The 14105-nt window shown below is 73.2% G+C and carries 9 protein-coding genes; 4 read left to right on the plus strand and 5 right to left on the minus strand.

Annotated features, from left to right (window positions below):
* Together ACWC21_RS29885 and ACWC21_RS29890 are read right to left on the minus strand one after the other, a co-directional pair.
* Window positions 1-1033 (minus strand): non-reducing end alpha-L-arabinofuranosidase family hydrolase (locus ACWC21_RS29885; RefSeq protein ID WP_450886231.1); only part of this gene is annotated, 1033 nt, incomplete at its 3' end.
* A gap of 69 nt (window positions 1034-1102) precedes the next feature.
* Window positions 1103-2740, minus strand: coding sequence for a glycoside hydrolase family 43 protein (locus ACWC21_RS29890; protein ID WP_450886387.1), 1638 nt, complete (start codon window positions 2738-2740; stop codon window positions 1103-1105).
* Window positions 2741-2989: 249 nt separating this feature from the next.
* On the opposite strand from ACWC21_RS29890, the gene ACWC21_RS29895 reads away from it, so the two are divergent.
* Window positions 2990-3778, plus strand: a complete 789-nt coding sequence (locus tag ACWC21_RS29895; RefSeq protein ID WP_450886233.1) for an OBAP family protein — start codon at window positions 2990-2992, stop codon at window positions 3776-3778.
* Between the two features lie 72 nt (window positions 3779-3850).
* On the opposite strand, the gene ACWC21_RS29900 is transcribed toward ACWC21_RS29895, so the two are convergent.
* On the minus strand, window positions 3851-4072 hold the full coding sequence (locus ACWC21_RS29900; RefSeq protein WP_450886235.1) for a helix-turn-helix domain-containing protein: 222 nt from the start codon (window positions 4070-4072) through the stop codon (window positions 3851-3853).
* Window positions 4073-4289: 217 nt separating this feature from the next.
* On the opposite strand from ACWC21_RS29900, the gene ACWC21_RS29905 reads away from it, so the two are divergent.
* The 3 genes from ACWC21_RS29905 (at window position 4290) to ACWC21_RS29915 (ending at window position 8850) form a co-directional block, all read left to right on the plus strand.
* Window positions 4290-5546, plus strand: coding sequence for an EfeM/EfeO family lipoprotein (locus tag ACWC21_RS29905; RefSeq protein ID WP_450886237.1), 1257 nt, complete (start codon window positions 4290-4292; stop codon window positions 5544-5546).
* The gene (gene efeB / locus ACWC21_RS29910; RefSeq protein WP_450886239.1) at window positions 5543-6766 is read left to right on the plus strand and encodes an iron uptake transporter deferrochelatase/peroxidase subunit; all 1224 of its coding nucleotides are present in this window, start codon (window positions 5543-5545) and stop codon (window positions 6764-6766) included. The genes ACWC21_RS29905 and efeB overlap by 4 nt, the downstream gene beginning before the upstream one ends.
* A 194-nt stretch (window positions 6767-6960) precedes the next feature.
* The gene (locus ACWC21_RS29915) at window positions 6961-8850 is read left to right on the plus strand and encodes a phospholipase C (RefSeq protein ID WP_450886241.1); all 1890 of its coding nucleotides are present in this window, start codon (window positions 6961-6963) and stop codon (window positions 8848-8850) included.
* Window positions 8851-8989: 139 nt separating this feature from the next.
* On the opposite strand, the gene ACWC21_RS29920 is transcribed toward ACWC21_RS29915, so the two are convergent.
* Both ACWC21_RS29920 and ACWC21_RS29925 read right to left on the minus strand, forming a co-directional pair.
* Complete coding sequence (locus ACWC21_RS29920) at window positions 8990-11146, minus strand: SWIM zinc finger family protein (RefSeq protein WP_450886242.1); 2157 nt, start codon at window positions 11144-11146, stop codon at window positions 8990-8992.
* Window positions 11143-14016, minus strand: a complete 2874-nt coding sequence (locus ACWC21_RS29925) for an SNF2-related protein (RefSeq protein ID WP_450886244.1) — start codon at window positions 14014-14016, stop codon at window positions 11143-11145. The genes ACWC21_RS29920 and ACWC21_RS29925 overlap by 4 nt, the downstream gene beginning before the upstream one ends.
* Window positions 14017-14105: the final 89 nt, after the last annotated feature.

Here is a 14105-nt window from a genome sequence, read left to right on the forward strand (position 1 = left end):
AGCCGAAGCTGCCCGGGAAGTTCCCGATCGGCATGCTCGCCCGGTAGATCTTGCCGTTGTCACCGGCGAAGAACAGGTACATGTTCTGGCCGTCGGCGATCAGGGTCTGGTCGATCGGGGCGGCGCCCGGGATGCTGCCGGTGAACAGCGCCTGCGGCGCGGACCAGCCGTTGGGGTTGGTGGGGTCGCTGGAGGTGCGGTAGAAGAAGGGCCACTGACCCCACTGGGACGCCAGCACCCAGATGTTCTTGGGCGCGAAGTAGAACAGCGTGGGCGCCACCGTGGCCTGGTTCATCCCGGTCTGGCCGGCCGAGACCATGTCCGACCAGTTCGTGAAAGGCGTGAAAGCCATCGAGCCGTAGGACGATCCCGACACGTTCGACGCGTAGACCAGGTGCTTGCCGTTGTACACCACGTTGGTGAAGTCCTTCAGCGACACCCACCCGTTCGCCGGCTGCGCCAACGCACCCGTGGACGTCCACCGGTACGTCGACGGAAGAGAGCACTCGCCGCCACCCGGCGGGGTCGGTGTCCCGGACAGGCCGCTCCACTGCTGGTTGCTGCCGCCGTTGCACGTCCAGATCTCCACCGCCGTGCCGTTGGCGGTGGCGGCGCCCGTGACGTCCAGACACAGCCCGGACTCCACGCCGACGATGGTGCCGTCGGAGTTCACCCGCCACTGCTGGTTCGCACCGCCGGTGCAGGTCCAGATCTGCACCCGGGTGCCGGCCGCGGTGGCGTGGCCCGGAACGTCCAGGCACTTGTTGCCGTACACGGTCAGCTGGTTGCTGTCCGTCAGCGTCCACTGCTGGTTGGCCCCGCCCGAGCAGTCCCGGATCTGCAGGTAGGTGCCGTCGGTCTGGCTGCTGTTCGGCACGTCGAGACACCGGCCGGAACCGATGCCGCGCACGGCGCCGTCGGTGGCCGCCCGGGCCGGGCCGGCAACCAGCGTCGCCGCCAGCACGACCAGGGCCGCGACCGCAGTGGCGAGCACCACGGACGGATGTCCGCGGTGGAGACTTCGTCTGCGCATGGGGACCTCGCAGTCCTTGGGTAAGCGGTTCCGGTCGGCCCGTCGGAGGCTGTCCGGACTGTCGTCGGTTCAGGGCGTGGAGAGTTCGAACCGCGTGACGCGGACCGAACCACCGAGCGCCTGGGTGGCGTGGTTGAAGAGGGCGAACCGGTAGCCCATGAAGAACCGCCAGTCGTTGCCCATGGAGAAGTCGGGTCCGAGGCGGGTGAAGGTGGTGCCGTCGGTGCTGTAGGAGAAGGTCCCCGGGCGTGCCGCGCCCGGGCGGATGTCCGCGTTCGCGCGCAGCCAGACACGGCTGCCCGTGATGTTCGCGCCCGCGAGCTCCTGGCCGGTGCCGGTGGTGTTCCAGCTGCCGTCCATGGTCAGCCCGCCGACCATGACGACGCGGGTGGCTCCGCCATCGCGCTTGAGGCCGATCCAGGCGGAGGAGTCACGCAGCAGTGCGAGTCCGGCCCGGTCGCCGTCGCGCATCGCGGAGTGGTCGAGCTGGACCGTGGCGGTCGAGGTGGGGCCCTGGATGCGGTGCGTGAGGGTGTTGCGGGCCCAGTACAGGTCGTTGGTGACCGTCGCGGTCCACAGGGTCAGGCCGTTGTCGACCGACCACTTGGTGTTGTCCGGGTTGTGGTTCCACTCCCACCTCGGCTTGAGGGACGTGCCGTCGAAGGTGTCGACGCCGGTCATGGGGGTGACCTGGCGGGGCGGCGACGGCACGGCCGGGCTGGGATAGGAGGTGCCCCACGCGCCGTTCACCAGCTGGACGACGGGCCAGCCGTCCGCGGTCCAGGTGACCGGTGCCAGCGCGGGCACCCGGCCGCCGGGGTAGGCGTCGACGAACGCCAGGTAGTACCAGGCGCCGTTCTGCGTCTGCACCAGACCGCCCTGGTGCGGGACGCCACCGCCGGGGACCGGGCCGCGCAGGTCGAGGAGCACCTGCCGCATCGTGTACGGACCGAAGGGGCCGCCCGAGGACTTCAGGATGTACTGCCCGTTCGCGGGGCGGGTCACGAAGATGTAGTACTGCCCGTTGATCTTGTAGAAGCGGGAGCCCTCCAGGGTGCCGACGCTCGACGGGGCCGTGAACACCTGCTGTGTGCGGACCTGGGTACGGCCGTCCGGCGAGAGCTGGGCCACGTTGATCGTGGTGTTGCCGTACGCCACGTACAGGGTGTCGTCGCTGTCGACCAGTAGTCCCGCGTCGTAGTAGGACGTGCCGATCGTCGTCAGCCGGTTCCACGGCCCCTCGACGGCCGTCGCGGTGTAGACGTACGTCCGGGCGAAGTCGATCTGCCCCAGCCAGTAGAACGTCCTGTTGCTCGGACGATAGGCCAGGGACGACGCCCAGATCCCCCTGACATAGCCTCGGGCCCCGTTCAGGTCGTACTTGGCGCCGAAGTCCAGGACCGGCACCGAGTGGCCGGCGATCTCCCAGTGCACCAGGTCGTACGAGCGCAGGACGGGCGCGCCCGGCGAGTAGTGCATGGTCGAGGCCGAGGCGTAGTAGGTGTCTCCGACCCGGATGACGTCGATGTCCGCGAAGTCCTGCCAGATCACCGGGTTCGTGTAGTCCCCGGCGGCGAGGGCCGGCCCTCGGGCGGGAGCGGCCGCGGCGCGGGAGGCACCCGCCGTCAGGGGGACGGCGCCGACGGCGAGACCGGTGGCGGCCGCCAGCGCGCGACGCCGCGAAAAAGGCTGATGAGGCCATGACATATGCATGTACGGCATACTCCTTGCGGCTCGGGCCTTGCGGTGGGAGTGATCCGGAGGTGCCCTGCTGTGCGAGTGGAGCGGCCTGGTTCGTTCGGAACCACGAACGGGAGTCGGGGTATCGAGCAACCTGGATGATAGGGAACCGGTGAACGGCGTCAATACCCTTCGCATGATTCGCAGGCGACGTCGAAACATTCGACGTCCTTTCTCGCGCCGTTACGCCCCGCGCACGCAGGGAACCCACCGCCCATGGCACTCACACACGGCACACACCGCTCGGGCGGCTTCGGCCGGGGGCCGGCCGCGACCATCGGCATCGTTGTCGCAGCGGGGGTGACGGCTGCCGCGGGACTCCTGTTCGGCCGCAAGGCGGCCACGACGAGCAAGGTCGGCAAGGGGCATCCGCTCAAGCACCGCGCGCTGGACCTGGCGGCCGGTGCCATGCAGCCGAAGTACCCGCTCGACGCGATGAGCACCTACCTCAACGGCTTCCACATGTACGCCGACGACATGGGCCGGCAGGTCGAGGCGACGCACTTCTGCATCCACCTCCGGCACGACCTGCACCAATGCGTGATCTTCGACCGCAACGCGCCCGACGCCCGCCTGATCGGCATCGAGTACATCGTCGGCGAGGAGCGTTTCCGCGGCCTGCCCGAGGACGAGAAGCGGCTGTGGCACAGCCACCACCACGAGGTGAAGTCCGGCATCCTCACCGCCCCGGGAATCCCCGACATCGCGGAACACGCCTACTTCGAGGACCTGGTGACGACCTACGGGAAGACCTTCCACACGTGGCAGTGCGACCGCGACGACTTCCCCTACGGCATACCGCAGTTGATGATGGGCTTCACCGAAGACGGACAGGCCGCCGAGGAACTGGTCCGGGCCCGCGACGAGAGGCTGGGCATCTCGACCTCCCACAAGCGGCGGAACCGGGCGGACATCCCGGTCCCGGACGTGGCACCGGGCGCCAACGCATGGGAGAGCGGCCGCACCGTGCAGACACGTCTGGAGGAGATGGACTTCCGGCGGTAGCCGCCGCACCGTCGCCTCCGCCGGCAGACACCGCACGCCCGCCGGCAGACACCGCACGCCCGCCGGGACACGTCATCCGCCCGTGGTGTCCTCGGCCTCCCAGCGCAGCAGGTCTCCCGGCCGGCACTCGAGCACCTCGCAGAGCGCGGCGAGCGTCGCGAAGCGGACCGCCTTGGCACGGCCGTTCTTGAGTACCGCCAGACTGGCCGGCTCGATCCCCACGCGGTCCGCGAGCTCGCCCACGGACATCTTCCGCCTGGCCGGCATCACGTCGATGTCGACGGCGACCGGCATCAGATCACCTCGTCCAGCTCGGCCCGCAAAGCAAGGTCCGAGCAAGTGTCGGCGGCCGGTGCCGCCCGCCGCGGATCGCGGCCGGTGGGCTCGCGGGTGAACCGCGGGCGAATTCTGGACCCGTGTTCGGTCAGAGAGCGGCCGGTGGCCCCGCACCGCCTTCCGGCCCGCCTAGGATCATCGGCGCCTCGTTCGTACGACTGTCTGGAGGCCCGGCGTGCCCGAAACCGCACGCGACGCCGTTCCCGGCTCGACACCGGCCCGCCCCTCGCCCGGTCCCGCCGGCCGGCGGCGTACCGCGCTGCTCGCGGTCGGCGCCCTGGTGGCCGCCGTCGCGGTGGGAGCCGGCCTGCTGGCCGCGGGTGCATCCGGCGGCGGCCGACGGACGACGACGGCCGACGGTCTGCGGCACACCTCCGTCGAGGTCGGGTCCACCGGCTGCGGACGCGGCTGGGACCACCCCCGGCCCGGCCGCCAGGTGTTCGACCTGCACAACCTCTCCGGCTCGGCGGCCGAGGTGTTTCTGACCGACCCGAAGTCGGGCGCCGTCTACGGCGAGGTCGAGGGGCTCGCCCCGGGCACCGAACGCCCGCTGCGGGTGACCCTGGGCAACGGCCCGTACGCCTTCAAGTGCCTGCCCGACGACGCGGACGCCGTCACCGGTCCGACGGTCCGGGTCACCGGCGCGAAGGTGAGGAGCGGCCCGGCCGCCGTGCCGGTGAGCCAGCAGGACCTCATCCCGCCGACGCTCGCCTACCAGAAGTGGGTCCAGGCCCGGACGGTCGAGCTGGTCCGGAAGACGGACGTCCTGCGCGCCGACGTCGACCGCGGCGACCTGGCCGCCGCCCGTGCCGCGTGGCTGCCCGCACATCTGGTGTACGAGCGGATGGGCGCCGCGTACGGCACCTTCGGCGACGCCGACGGGAAGATCAACGGAACCACGGCGGGGCTGTCCGGCGGGGTGCGCGACAAGCACTTCACCGGGTTCCACCGGGTCGAGCACGGCCTGTGGCACGGCGAGCCGGCGAGCAGTCTGCGCGGCCCGGCCGACCAGCTCGCCAGGACCGTACGAGCGCTGCGCGACAGCTGGCGCGGCGAGCGGATGGACCCGGCCGACGTCGGCCTGCGCGCGCACGAGATCCTGGAGAACACCCTGCAGTTCGAGCTGACCGGCCGCACCGACTACGGAAGCGGCACCAACCTGGCCACCGCCCGCGCCAACCTCGACGGGACCCGCACCCTGCTCGGCTTTCTGCGTCCGCTGCTGAAGACCCGCTACACCGGTCTGGCCGGGCTCGACTCCTGGCTGGACCGCACCCGGCAGGGCCTCGACGGCTTCGGCCACGACGGTCGCTGGACTCCCCTGGACCGGCTGACCCCGGCCCAGCGGGAGAAGGTCGACGCGGACCTCGGTGAACTGGTGGAGCGGCTCGCCGGCGTGGCCTCCCTCATGGACGTACGGAGAAACTCGTGAAGCACGTGAGCGAAGTCGGACGCCGGGGCTTCCTGGCGAGCGCGGCGGCCGTCGCCGGGGCCGGCCTGGTGGCCGCCGACCGCGGCACCGCCTCCGCCTCCGCGCCGTCCGGTGCGCCGGCGCGCGTGCCCTTCCACGGCCCGCACCAGGCGGGCATCACCACCCCCGCCCCCCGGGCCACGTCGTTCGTGTCCTTCGACACCACCGCCGAGAACCGCGCCGAACTGGCCGAGTTGCTGCGCACGCTCACCGCCCGGGCCCGGTTCCTCACCGCCGGCGGCAGCCCGGACGAGCCGGGCATCACCGCCCCGCCGGCCGACTCGGGCACGCTGGGCCCCGATGTGCCCGCCGACGGGCTGACCGTGACGGTCGGCGTCGGCGCCTCCCTCTTCGACGACCGCTACGGCCTCACCGCCCGCAGGCCCCGGCGGCTGACCACCATGCCGTCGTTCCCCGACGACGACCTGGACGCCGCCTGGTGTCACGGCGACCTGAGCGTTCAGTTGTGCGCGGCCGACGTGGACACGGTGCTGCACGCGCTGCGCGACATCACCCGGCACACCCGCGGCGGCATACAGGTGCGCTGGCGGATGGACGGCTTCATCAGCCCGCCCCGCCCGTCCGGCGCCCCGCGCAACCACTTCGGCTTCAAGGACGGCATCGCCAACCCGGACGTCACCAGCGCGCGTGAGACGGACCGCCTGGTGTGGGTGGGCGCGGACGCCGACGAGCCTGACTGGGCGACCGGCGGCAGCTACCAGGTCGTACGGCTGATCCGCATGCTGGTGGAGTTCTGGGACCGGGTCTCGCTCACCGAGCAGGAGCGGATGTTCGGCCGCGCCCGCGACACCGGCGCACCCCTGGACGGCCGCCATGAGAAGGACACGCCGCAGTACGCCCAGGATCCCAAGGGCGACGTCATTCCCCTGGACAGCCACATCCGGCGCGCCAACCCGCGTACCGCCGCCACGGCCGACCAGCGCATCCTGCGCCGCGGTTACAACTACGACCGGGGCATGGACAGCAACGGCAACCTCGACATGGGTCTGCTGTTCTGCAGCTACCAGCAGGATCTGGCCCGGCAGTTCGAGGCCGTGCAGAAGCGGCTGGCCGGTGAACCGCTGGTCGACTACGTCTCCCCGTTCGGCGGCGGCTACTTCTTCGCGCTGCCCGGTGTGCGGGACGCCACCGACTGGCTGGGACGCGCCCTGCTGACCTGATCACGACCATGGACGCCGACCGAGCCGACCAAAAGAAGGTCAAGATCTGATGAGAATCCGCTGACCATCCGTTCGCTCACCCGTCATTGCCGCTCCTCCGCCCGGCCTCCGGCACCGCCCAGAATCAGTCATCGATGTCATGGCCACGAATCGGCCTGGCAGCGGAACCCGGTGCTCTCGGAAGGCGAGACGGCATGATCGGCACAGCAAGAACCTGGGACGCGCGGCGCGCTCTGACGCGCGTGGGCGCCCTGCTCGGCGCGGCGGCCCTCACTGCGGCGGGCGGCGCCGTTCCCGCGTCGGCGGCCACGGCGGACGGCGGCCACGGAACGCACACCGCGACGCCGATCAAGCACCTGGTGGTCATCTACCAGGAGAACGTCTCGTTCGACCACTACTTCGCCACCTACCCCAAGGCCGCCAACAGCGACGGCACGAAGTTCAAGGCCGCGCGGCACACCCCGAAGGCCGACAACCTGCTGGGCGCCGGGCTGCTGACGAAGAACCCGAACCTGTACACGCCCAAGCGGCTCACCCCGTCGCAGGCGATGACCTGCGACCAGAACCACTCCTACGGGCCCGAGCAGTACGCGGCCGACGGCGGCAAGGCCGACAAGTACGTCGAGAACACCGAGGTCAGCAAGTGCACCGGGCTCTTCGGCGAGCCCGGTCTGGTGATGGACTACTACGACGGCAACACCGTCACCGGCCTGTGGAACTACGCCCAGCACTACTCGATGAGCGACCGTTCGTTCAGCTCCGTCTACGGCCCCTCGACGCCGGGCGCGCTCAACCTGATCTCCGGTCAGACCCACGGCGTCGTCTCCGTCGACCCGGCCTCCGGTACGGAGAACCCGAAGCAGACGACGACCCCGGACCCGTACACCGTCCTCTCGCCGGACGCCAAGGGCGTCGGCACGGTCGTCAACGACCCGGACCCCGCCTACGACGACTGCTCGGACAAGGACCACACGAGCACCAGCGCCCTCGCCGCGATGCAGGGCAGGAACATCGGTGACCTGCTCAACGCCAAGCACGTGAGCTGGGGCTGGTTCCAGGGCGGCTTCAGGCCGTCCACCGCCTGGGACGGCAAGAGCGGCGACTACGCCAAGTGCGGCGGCGCCACGCACACCAACGTCGGCGGCGCCGCGGTCGTCGACTACAGCCCGCACCACTCCCCGTTCCAGTACTACAGGTCAACGTCCAACCCGCACCACCTCGCGCCGAGGAACATCGCCGAGATCGGGCACAGCGGCCGCGCCAACCACAACTACGACCTGACGGACTTCGACGCCGCCCTCAAGGACGGCAACCTTCCGGCCGTCAGTTTCCTCAAGGCCGCCGAGTACCAGGACGGCCACGCCGCGTACTCCGACCCGACCGACGAGCAGCACTTCCTGGTCAAGGAGATCAACGCGCTGCAGAAGTCCCCGGAGTGGAAGTCCACCGCGGTCGTCGTCGCCTACGACGACTCCGACGGCTGGTACGACCACGTCACCTCGCGGGTGCTCAACGGCTCCAAGGACACCACGACCGGCTCCAACGGCAAGGCGCTGGACAGCCCCTACTGCCAGTCCGGCCCGGCCGCCGCGGGCGGCTACGCGGACCGCTGCGGTCCGGGTACCCGGCAGCCCCTGCTGGTGATCTCCCCCTACAGCAAGGTGAACTCGATCGACCACACCGCGACCGAGCAGGCGTCGATCACGAAGTTCATCGAGAACAACTGGGGCACCGGCCGCATCGGTGACGCCTCCTTCGACCAGCGGGCGGGCAGCCTGAACGGCCTGTTCGACTTCCGGCACCCCAACAACAAGCAGGTGCTGCTCAACGCGGACGGCTCGGTCAGGTCCGTGAAGCCGATCCCGCACCACTACGCCCGGACGGCGACGTCCGCCGCCGGCAACGCCCCGTACCCGGCGTACGTCCAGGACCTCAAGGCGCAGAACGTCGCCGACAGCAGCCCCGCTTCCCCGGTCCTGCCGCTCGGCATCGGCGCCGGCCTGCTGACCGCGGGCGCGACGACCACCGCGTTCGCACTGCGCCGCCGCAGGGCGCGTGCGGGGGCCGCCGGGGCGGCCGTGTAGGCGCCGCTCTCCTCCGACGCACCCGACGGTCCCGGCCAGGTGAAGGCCGGGACCGTCTCGTCGTCGTGCCCGCCGTGGTCGTGCCCGGTGCGGGCCGTACCGCCTCCCGCGGTGTCCGGCGACAGCCCCGGGACGCGGCTCACATGCCGTGCGACGTGCCGAGGCCCGTCAGCGCGCCGACGGGGTCCAGGTCGGGGGTGCCGCGCGGCCACCAGTCGTCACGGCCCGGCTCCGACTCGTACGCGTACCACAATCCGTCCCGGCCGAACCGGAGTTGGGTGTGTCCCCGCGGGTGGGTGAGGTGGTTGCGCCAGGGCCGGAAGGCCGGGAGGTCGGCGGCGAGCAGAAGCGGGCGGGCCCGGTCGAAGCGTCCCGCCGGCGGGTCCCAGGGCTCCTCCAGGACGGTGAGTCCCGCCGGCCCGCCCTGCCGCCAGGCGGCGACCGCGCGCGCCAGGTCGGCCGGGGTGCGGCCGACGGCGGAGGCCAGTGCGGAGTAGAGCGTGCGGGTGGCGGCGGTCAGCCCGGAGCCGGGCCGGGCGGCCGCCTGGCGCACCGCGTCCTGCCAGAGGGTCAGTTCGCCGACCGGGTCATGGCCGGTGGTCAGGAGGGCGTGGGCGCGGGCGGCGGCGTCGGTCGCCAGCTGGTCCAGCGCGAACGGGTCGGGGCCGCCCGGCGCCGCCGGGTAGACCGGGGGCTGCTGCGGATGCGGCGGCGCGGGCATCGGCCGCGGCAGCGGCGGGAGTGCGCGTGGGGCGAGGGCCTCGGTGGCGCGCACGCCGGCGAAGGACGTCGGCTGCCGTTCCCGGGCGGTGCGGGCCGCCCGGGCGGCGCTGCGGCGGGAAAGCGCGTCCAGCAGGTCGCGCTCGCCCCGGCCGCGCAGCAGGAGCAGCACGAAGGGGTCGGCGTCGAGCAGCCGGGCCGTCTGGTAGCAGAGCGCCGCCGCGTGCTTGCAGGGGTGGCCGGAGTCGGGACAGCTGCAGTGGGGGGCCAGGTCGCCGGGGCCGGGCAGCAGGGGGACGCCGCAGTCGGCGAGGGAGTGCGGCAGTTCCTTGTCGAGCAGGGCGGCGATGTGGCCCGGCCGGTCGGCGGCCGCGTCCAGGAACCGCTCCCAGTCGGCCTCCGCCAGGGTGCGCAGCCGGACCTGCACGCGGTAGGGCCGTGGACGGCTGCCGCGTACGTACGCGAGGACGAGGCCCGGCGTCACGGTGATCGCGTCCACGTGTCCCTGCTCGGCGTAGCCGCGCCCCCGCGCCAGCCGCTTCGGGTCGAGCGCGCCCTGTTCCAGGGCTTCGACCCAGGCGTTGCCCCACCAGGTCCCGGCGAAGCGGGCGTCCTGCGGGGAGCGGGGCGGGAAGGCGGGGAAGGTGCGGCGCAGGTCGTGGTCGCGGTGCGGGGTGGCCATGGTGCGGGGGACGGGTGGGAGGGGCGGTACCGGAGGTTCCGAGGGGGAAGGGGCCGACGGGGCGGGGGTGTCACGGGGTGCGGTCGGTGAACCGTCCGGCGGGCCGGGCGCGCTGTCCCGCGTCGCCGGGTCACCGGCGCCGGCCCTCTCGCGCGGCTCGTCCGGCATCGCGGGCATCCGGAAGGCGGTCGCGAGGAAGTCGCTCATGTCCCGGGCCGCCCCGCGCCGTTCGACCTGCCGGGGAGCCGCACCGGGGGCCTGGGCCGGCCGGTCGGCGGGCTCGGTGCCGATCGCGGGCTCCGTCTCCCGGGTCGCGCGGCGAGCGGCCCGCAGCGCCTTGCGGGCGACGTCTCCCGGGCGTCCGCCCGGCACGGCCGGACCACGGCTCTCGGGTGCCACCCGCGGGGCAGGGGGGTCCGCGGGGTCCGGTGCCGTCCCCTGCGGCGATCCGGCCGCGGCGGCACGCCCGGCGGGTCCGTCGCCGCATTCGACGGCCGGACCCGCTCCCCGCCGGGCGGCGACGGCCGACCGGAGCGCCGCGCGGGCGGCGTCACCGGGCCTCGCCGCGTCGGACGCGGGCACCGGGTCCGCCCGCCGGGCCACGTCCTGCGGCGACTGCTTCTCCCGCGGGGCCACGTCCTGCGGCGACTGCTCCTCCCGCGGGGCCGCCTCCTCCGGCGACGGCTCGTCGTCCCGGGCGGCCTGCCGGGCAGTGGGGCCGAGCGTCCGCGTCTCCTCGCGGCCCGTGTCCCCGGCGGGCACGGGCACGGGACCGCCCCCGGTCACCGCCCCGTCCTCGGCCTCGCTCCCCCGCTGATCCCGCTCCCGCGCCTCCCGCGCCTCCCGCAGGGCCCGGCGTGCGGCGTCGGCCGGGCGTACCGCTCCGTCCGTCACGACGGCCTCCTCAGGGACACCAGGTCGGACAGTTCACGGTCGGTCAGTTCGGTCAGGGCGGCCTCCCCGGAGCCCAGGATCGCGTCGGCCAGTGCGCGTTTGGCCTGGAGCATCTCGGCGACGCGGTCCTCGACCGTGCCCTCGGTGACCAGGCGGTGGACCTGGACGGGCTGGGTCTGGCCGATGCGGTAGGCGCGGTCGGTGGCCTGCTCCTCGACGGCCGGGTTCCACCAGCGGTCGAAGTGGATGACGTGGCCGGCGCGGGTGAGGTTCAGGCCGGTCCCCGCGGCCTTGAGGGAGAGGACGAGGACCGGTGTCTCCCCGCTCTGGAACCGGTCCACCATGCGTTCCCGCTCGGGGACCGGTGTGCCTCCGTGCAGGAGGTCGACCGGGACCGCGCGGGCGGCGAGGTGGGCGGTGATGAGACGGGCCATGCCCACGTACTGGGTGAAGACCAGCGCCGAGCCGTCCTCGGCGAGCAGGGTGTCCAGCAGCTCGTCCAGCAGCGCCAGTTTGCCGGACCGCCTGGCCGCCCCCTCGGTGTGCGTCTCCTCCTTGAGGTAGAGCGCGGGGTGGTCGCAGATCTGCTTCAGGGCGCCCAGCAGTTTCAGCACCAGGCCCCGGCGCGCGATCCCGCCCGCGGTCTCGATCGCCAGCATCGACTCCCGCACCACCGCCTCGTACAGCGCGGCCTGTTCGCGGGTGAGCGGTACCGGGTGGTCCGTCTCCGTCTTGGGCGGCAGCTCCGGCACGATCCCCGGGTCGGACTTCTTGCGCCGCAGCAGGAAGGGACGGACGAGCCGGGCGAGGCGGGCGACGGCCTCCCCGTTCTCGCCGTCCTTGCCGTTCTCCACCGCGCGTGCGTGCCGGGCCCGGAAGGCCTTCAGGGGGCCCAGGAGGCCGGGGGTGGTCCAGTCGAGCAGGGCCCAGAGTTCGGAGAGGTTGTTCTCCACGGGGGTGCCGGTCAGCGCCACGCGCGCGGGGGACGGGATGGTGCGCAGCGCCTTGGCGGTCGCCGAGTACGGGTTCTTGACGTGCTGGGCCTCGTCCGCGACGACCATGCCCCAGGACTGTTCGGCCAGGCCCGGTGCCGTGGAGCGCATGGTGCCGTACGTGGTGAGGACGAACCCTCCGCCGAGGGCGTCGAGGCCGTCCAGGGTGCGGTCCGGACCGTGGAAGCGGCGGACGGGGACGCCGGGCGCGAACCGGGCGATCTCACGCTGCCAGTTGCCGAGCAGGGAGGCGGGGCAGACCACGAGGGTGGGCTCGGTGCGGGCCCGTTTCAGGTGGAGGGCGATCACCGTGATGGTCTTGCCCAGGCCCATGTCGTCGGCGAGGCAGCCGCCGAGCCCGAGGGAGGTCATCAGCTCGAGCCAGGCGAGGCCGCGGAGCTGGTAGTCGCGGAGCGTGGCGTCGAGGCCCGCGGGCGGCTCGGCGGGCCGGATTCCGGCCGTGAGGCGGTCGCGCAGGGCGGCGAGCGCGCCGACGGGCACGGCCTCGACGGTCTCGCCGTCGACCTCGGCGCTGCCGGTGAGCGCCACGGACAGGGCGTCGACCGGGTCGAGCAGACCCAGTTCACGTTTGCGGGCCCGGCGGACCAGGGCGGGGTCGACGAGCACCCAGCGGTCGCGCAGCCGGACGACCGGGCGGTGGGCCTGAGCGAGGGCGTCCATCTCGCTCTCGGTGAGCGGGTCGCCGCCCAGCGCCAGCTGCCAGCGGAACTGCAGCAGTTCCCCGCTCTCGAAGAACCCGGTGCCGTCGGTCGCCGAGCCCGGTGCGGGCCGGACCACGGCGGCGGCGCTCAGGTCCTGCGCGAGGTCCCTGGGCCAGTGCACGGCGACCCCGGCCGCGGCGAGCCTGGTCGCCGCCATGCCGAGCAGTTCGCCGAGCTCGTCCTCGGACAGGGCGAGCACGTCGGGCACCTCCCGCTCGGCGAGCCGGTCCAGCGGCGGCCAGACCCGGGCGGCGCGGCGGACCGCGAGAGCCGCGTCCACGCGCGCGCGTGGCCCGAACGCGCCGTCGGCCTCCCCCGCCCACAGGGCGGTCGCGTCGGCCACCAGTGTCGGGTCGGCGAGGCTGTGCACCTGGACGATCGCCGCGCCCGCGCCACGCGCACCCGTCTGGCCGGCGTCGCCGTCGAAGAGGTCGTACGCCGACAGGTCCAGGCGCAGTGAGATCCGCACGCCCGCGTCCATGCCAGCGGCGACCTCCGCGGCCCAGTCGTGGGCGTGGGGCAGAGACTGCGGTTCGCGGGCGGCGAAGGGTCTGCCGGAGGTGTGGGGCGCGGCCGGGGTGCGGGGCAGGGTGTCCGCGACGGCGTCCAGGAAGGAGCGCATCAGCGCCTCCGGCTCGGGCAGCCGCAGCGGGCCCGGACCGGGCAGCGGCACGGCGTGGCCCTCGGCGGGCAGCGCCGCGGCCACGGCGCGCAGATGGGCGAGGTCGTCGGGTTCCAGGGGGCCGGCGCGCCAGGCGTCGTGTCCGGCGGGGGTCAGCCCGGGCAGCAGGCGGCCGCGGGCGGCGAGTCCGAGGGCGTGCAGGGCGGCGGCTCCCCAGCAGGCCGTGGCCGGGTGGGCGGCCGGATCGTGGCGGGCCCGCACCAGCAGCGGGAGTGCCTGGTCGAGCGGCAGGGACAGAGCGGGCACCTGCCTGCGGCGCACGGCCGAGCCGTGCCGCCGGACGACCGTGAGCTCGTCGCGTCGCGCATCCGCCGTGTCCCGGGGCTCCGTGGGCGGGGGCGCGTCGTCACCCGGGTCCCAGAAGGCGATCCGGCCTTCGCGCGGGAGGGGCGCGGGCAGGTAGACGGCCGCGAGCCGCAGCGGGACGCGTTCCCCGCTCCCGGCGTGCCCGGCCACCGCAGCCGTGCCGCTCATACGTTCTGCCACCTCCCGCCCCTGTGTCGGATCAGTCGTCTTCGACTGTACGGGCGGGGTCCGACAATCGGTCCCGGCACCGGCTCGGG

Source organism: Streptomyces sp. NPDC001348 (assembly GCF_053597535.1).

Bases quoted from the DNA above. Each gene is read 5' to 3' on its own strand.
- ACWC21_RS29915 (WP_450886241.1), top strand. From the start codon at position 6,961: ATGATCGGCACAGCAAGAACCTGGGACGCGCGGCGCGCTCTGACGCGC.
- ACWC21_RS29900 (WP_450886235.1), bottom strand. From the start codon at position 4,072: ATGCCGGTCGCCGTCGACATCGACGTGATGCCGGCCAGGCGGAAGATG.
- ACWC21_RS29895 (WP_450886233.1), top strand. From the start codon at position 2,990: ATGGCACTCACACACGGCACACACCGCTCGGGCGGCTTCGGCCGGGGG.
- ACWC21_RS29890 (WP_450886387.1), bottom strand. From the start codon at position 2,740: ATGTCATGGCCTCATCAGCCTTTTTCGCGGCGTCGCGCGCTGGCGGCC.
- ACWC21_RS29925 (WP_450886244.1), bottom strand. From the start codon at position 14,016: ATGAGCGGCACGGCTGCGGTGGCCGGGCACGCCGGGAGCGGGGAACGC.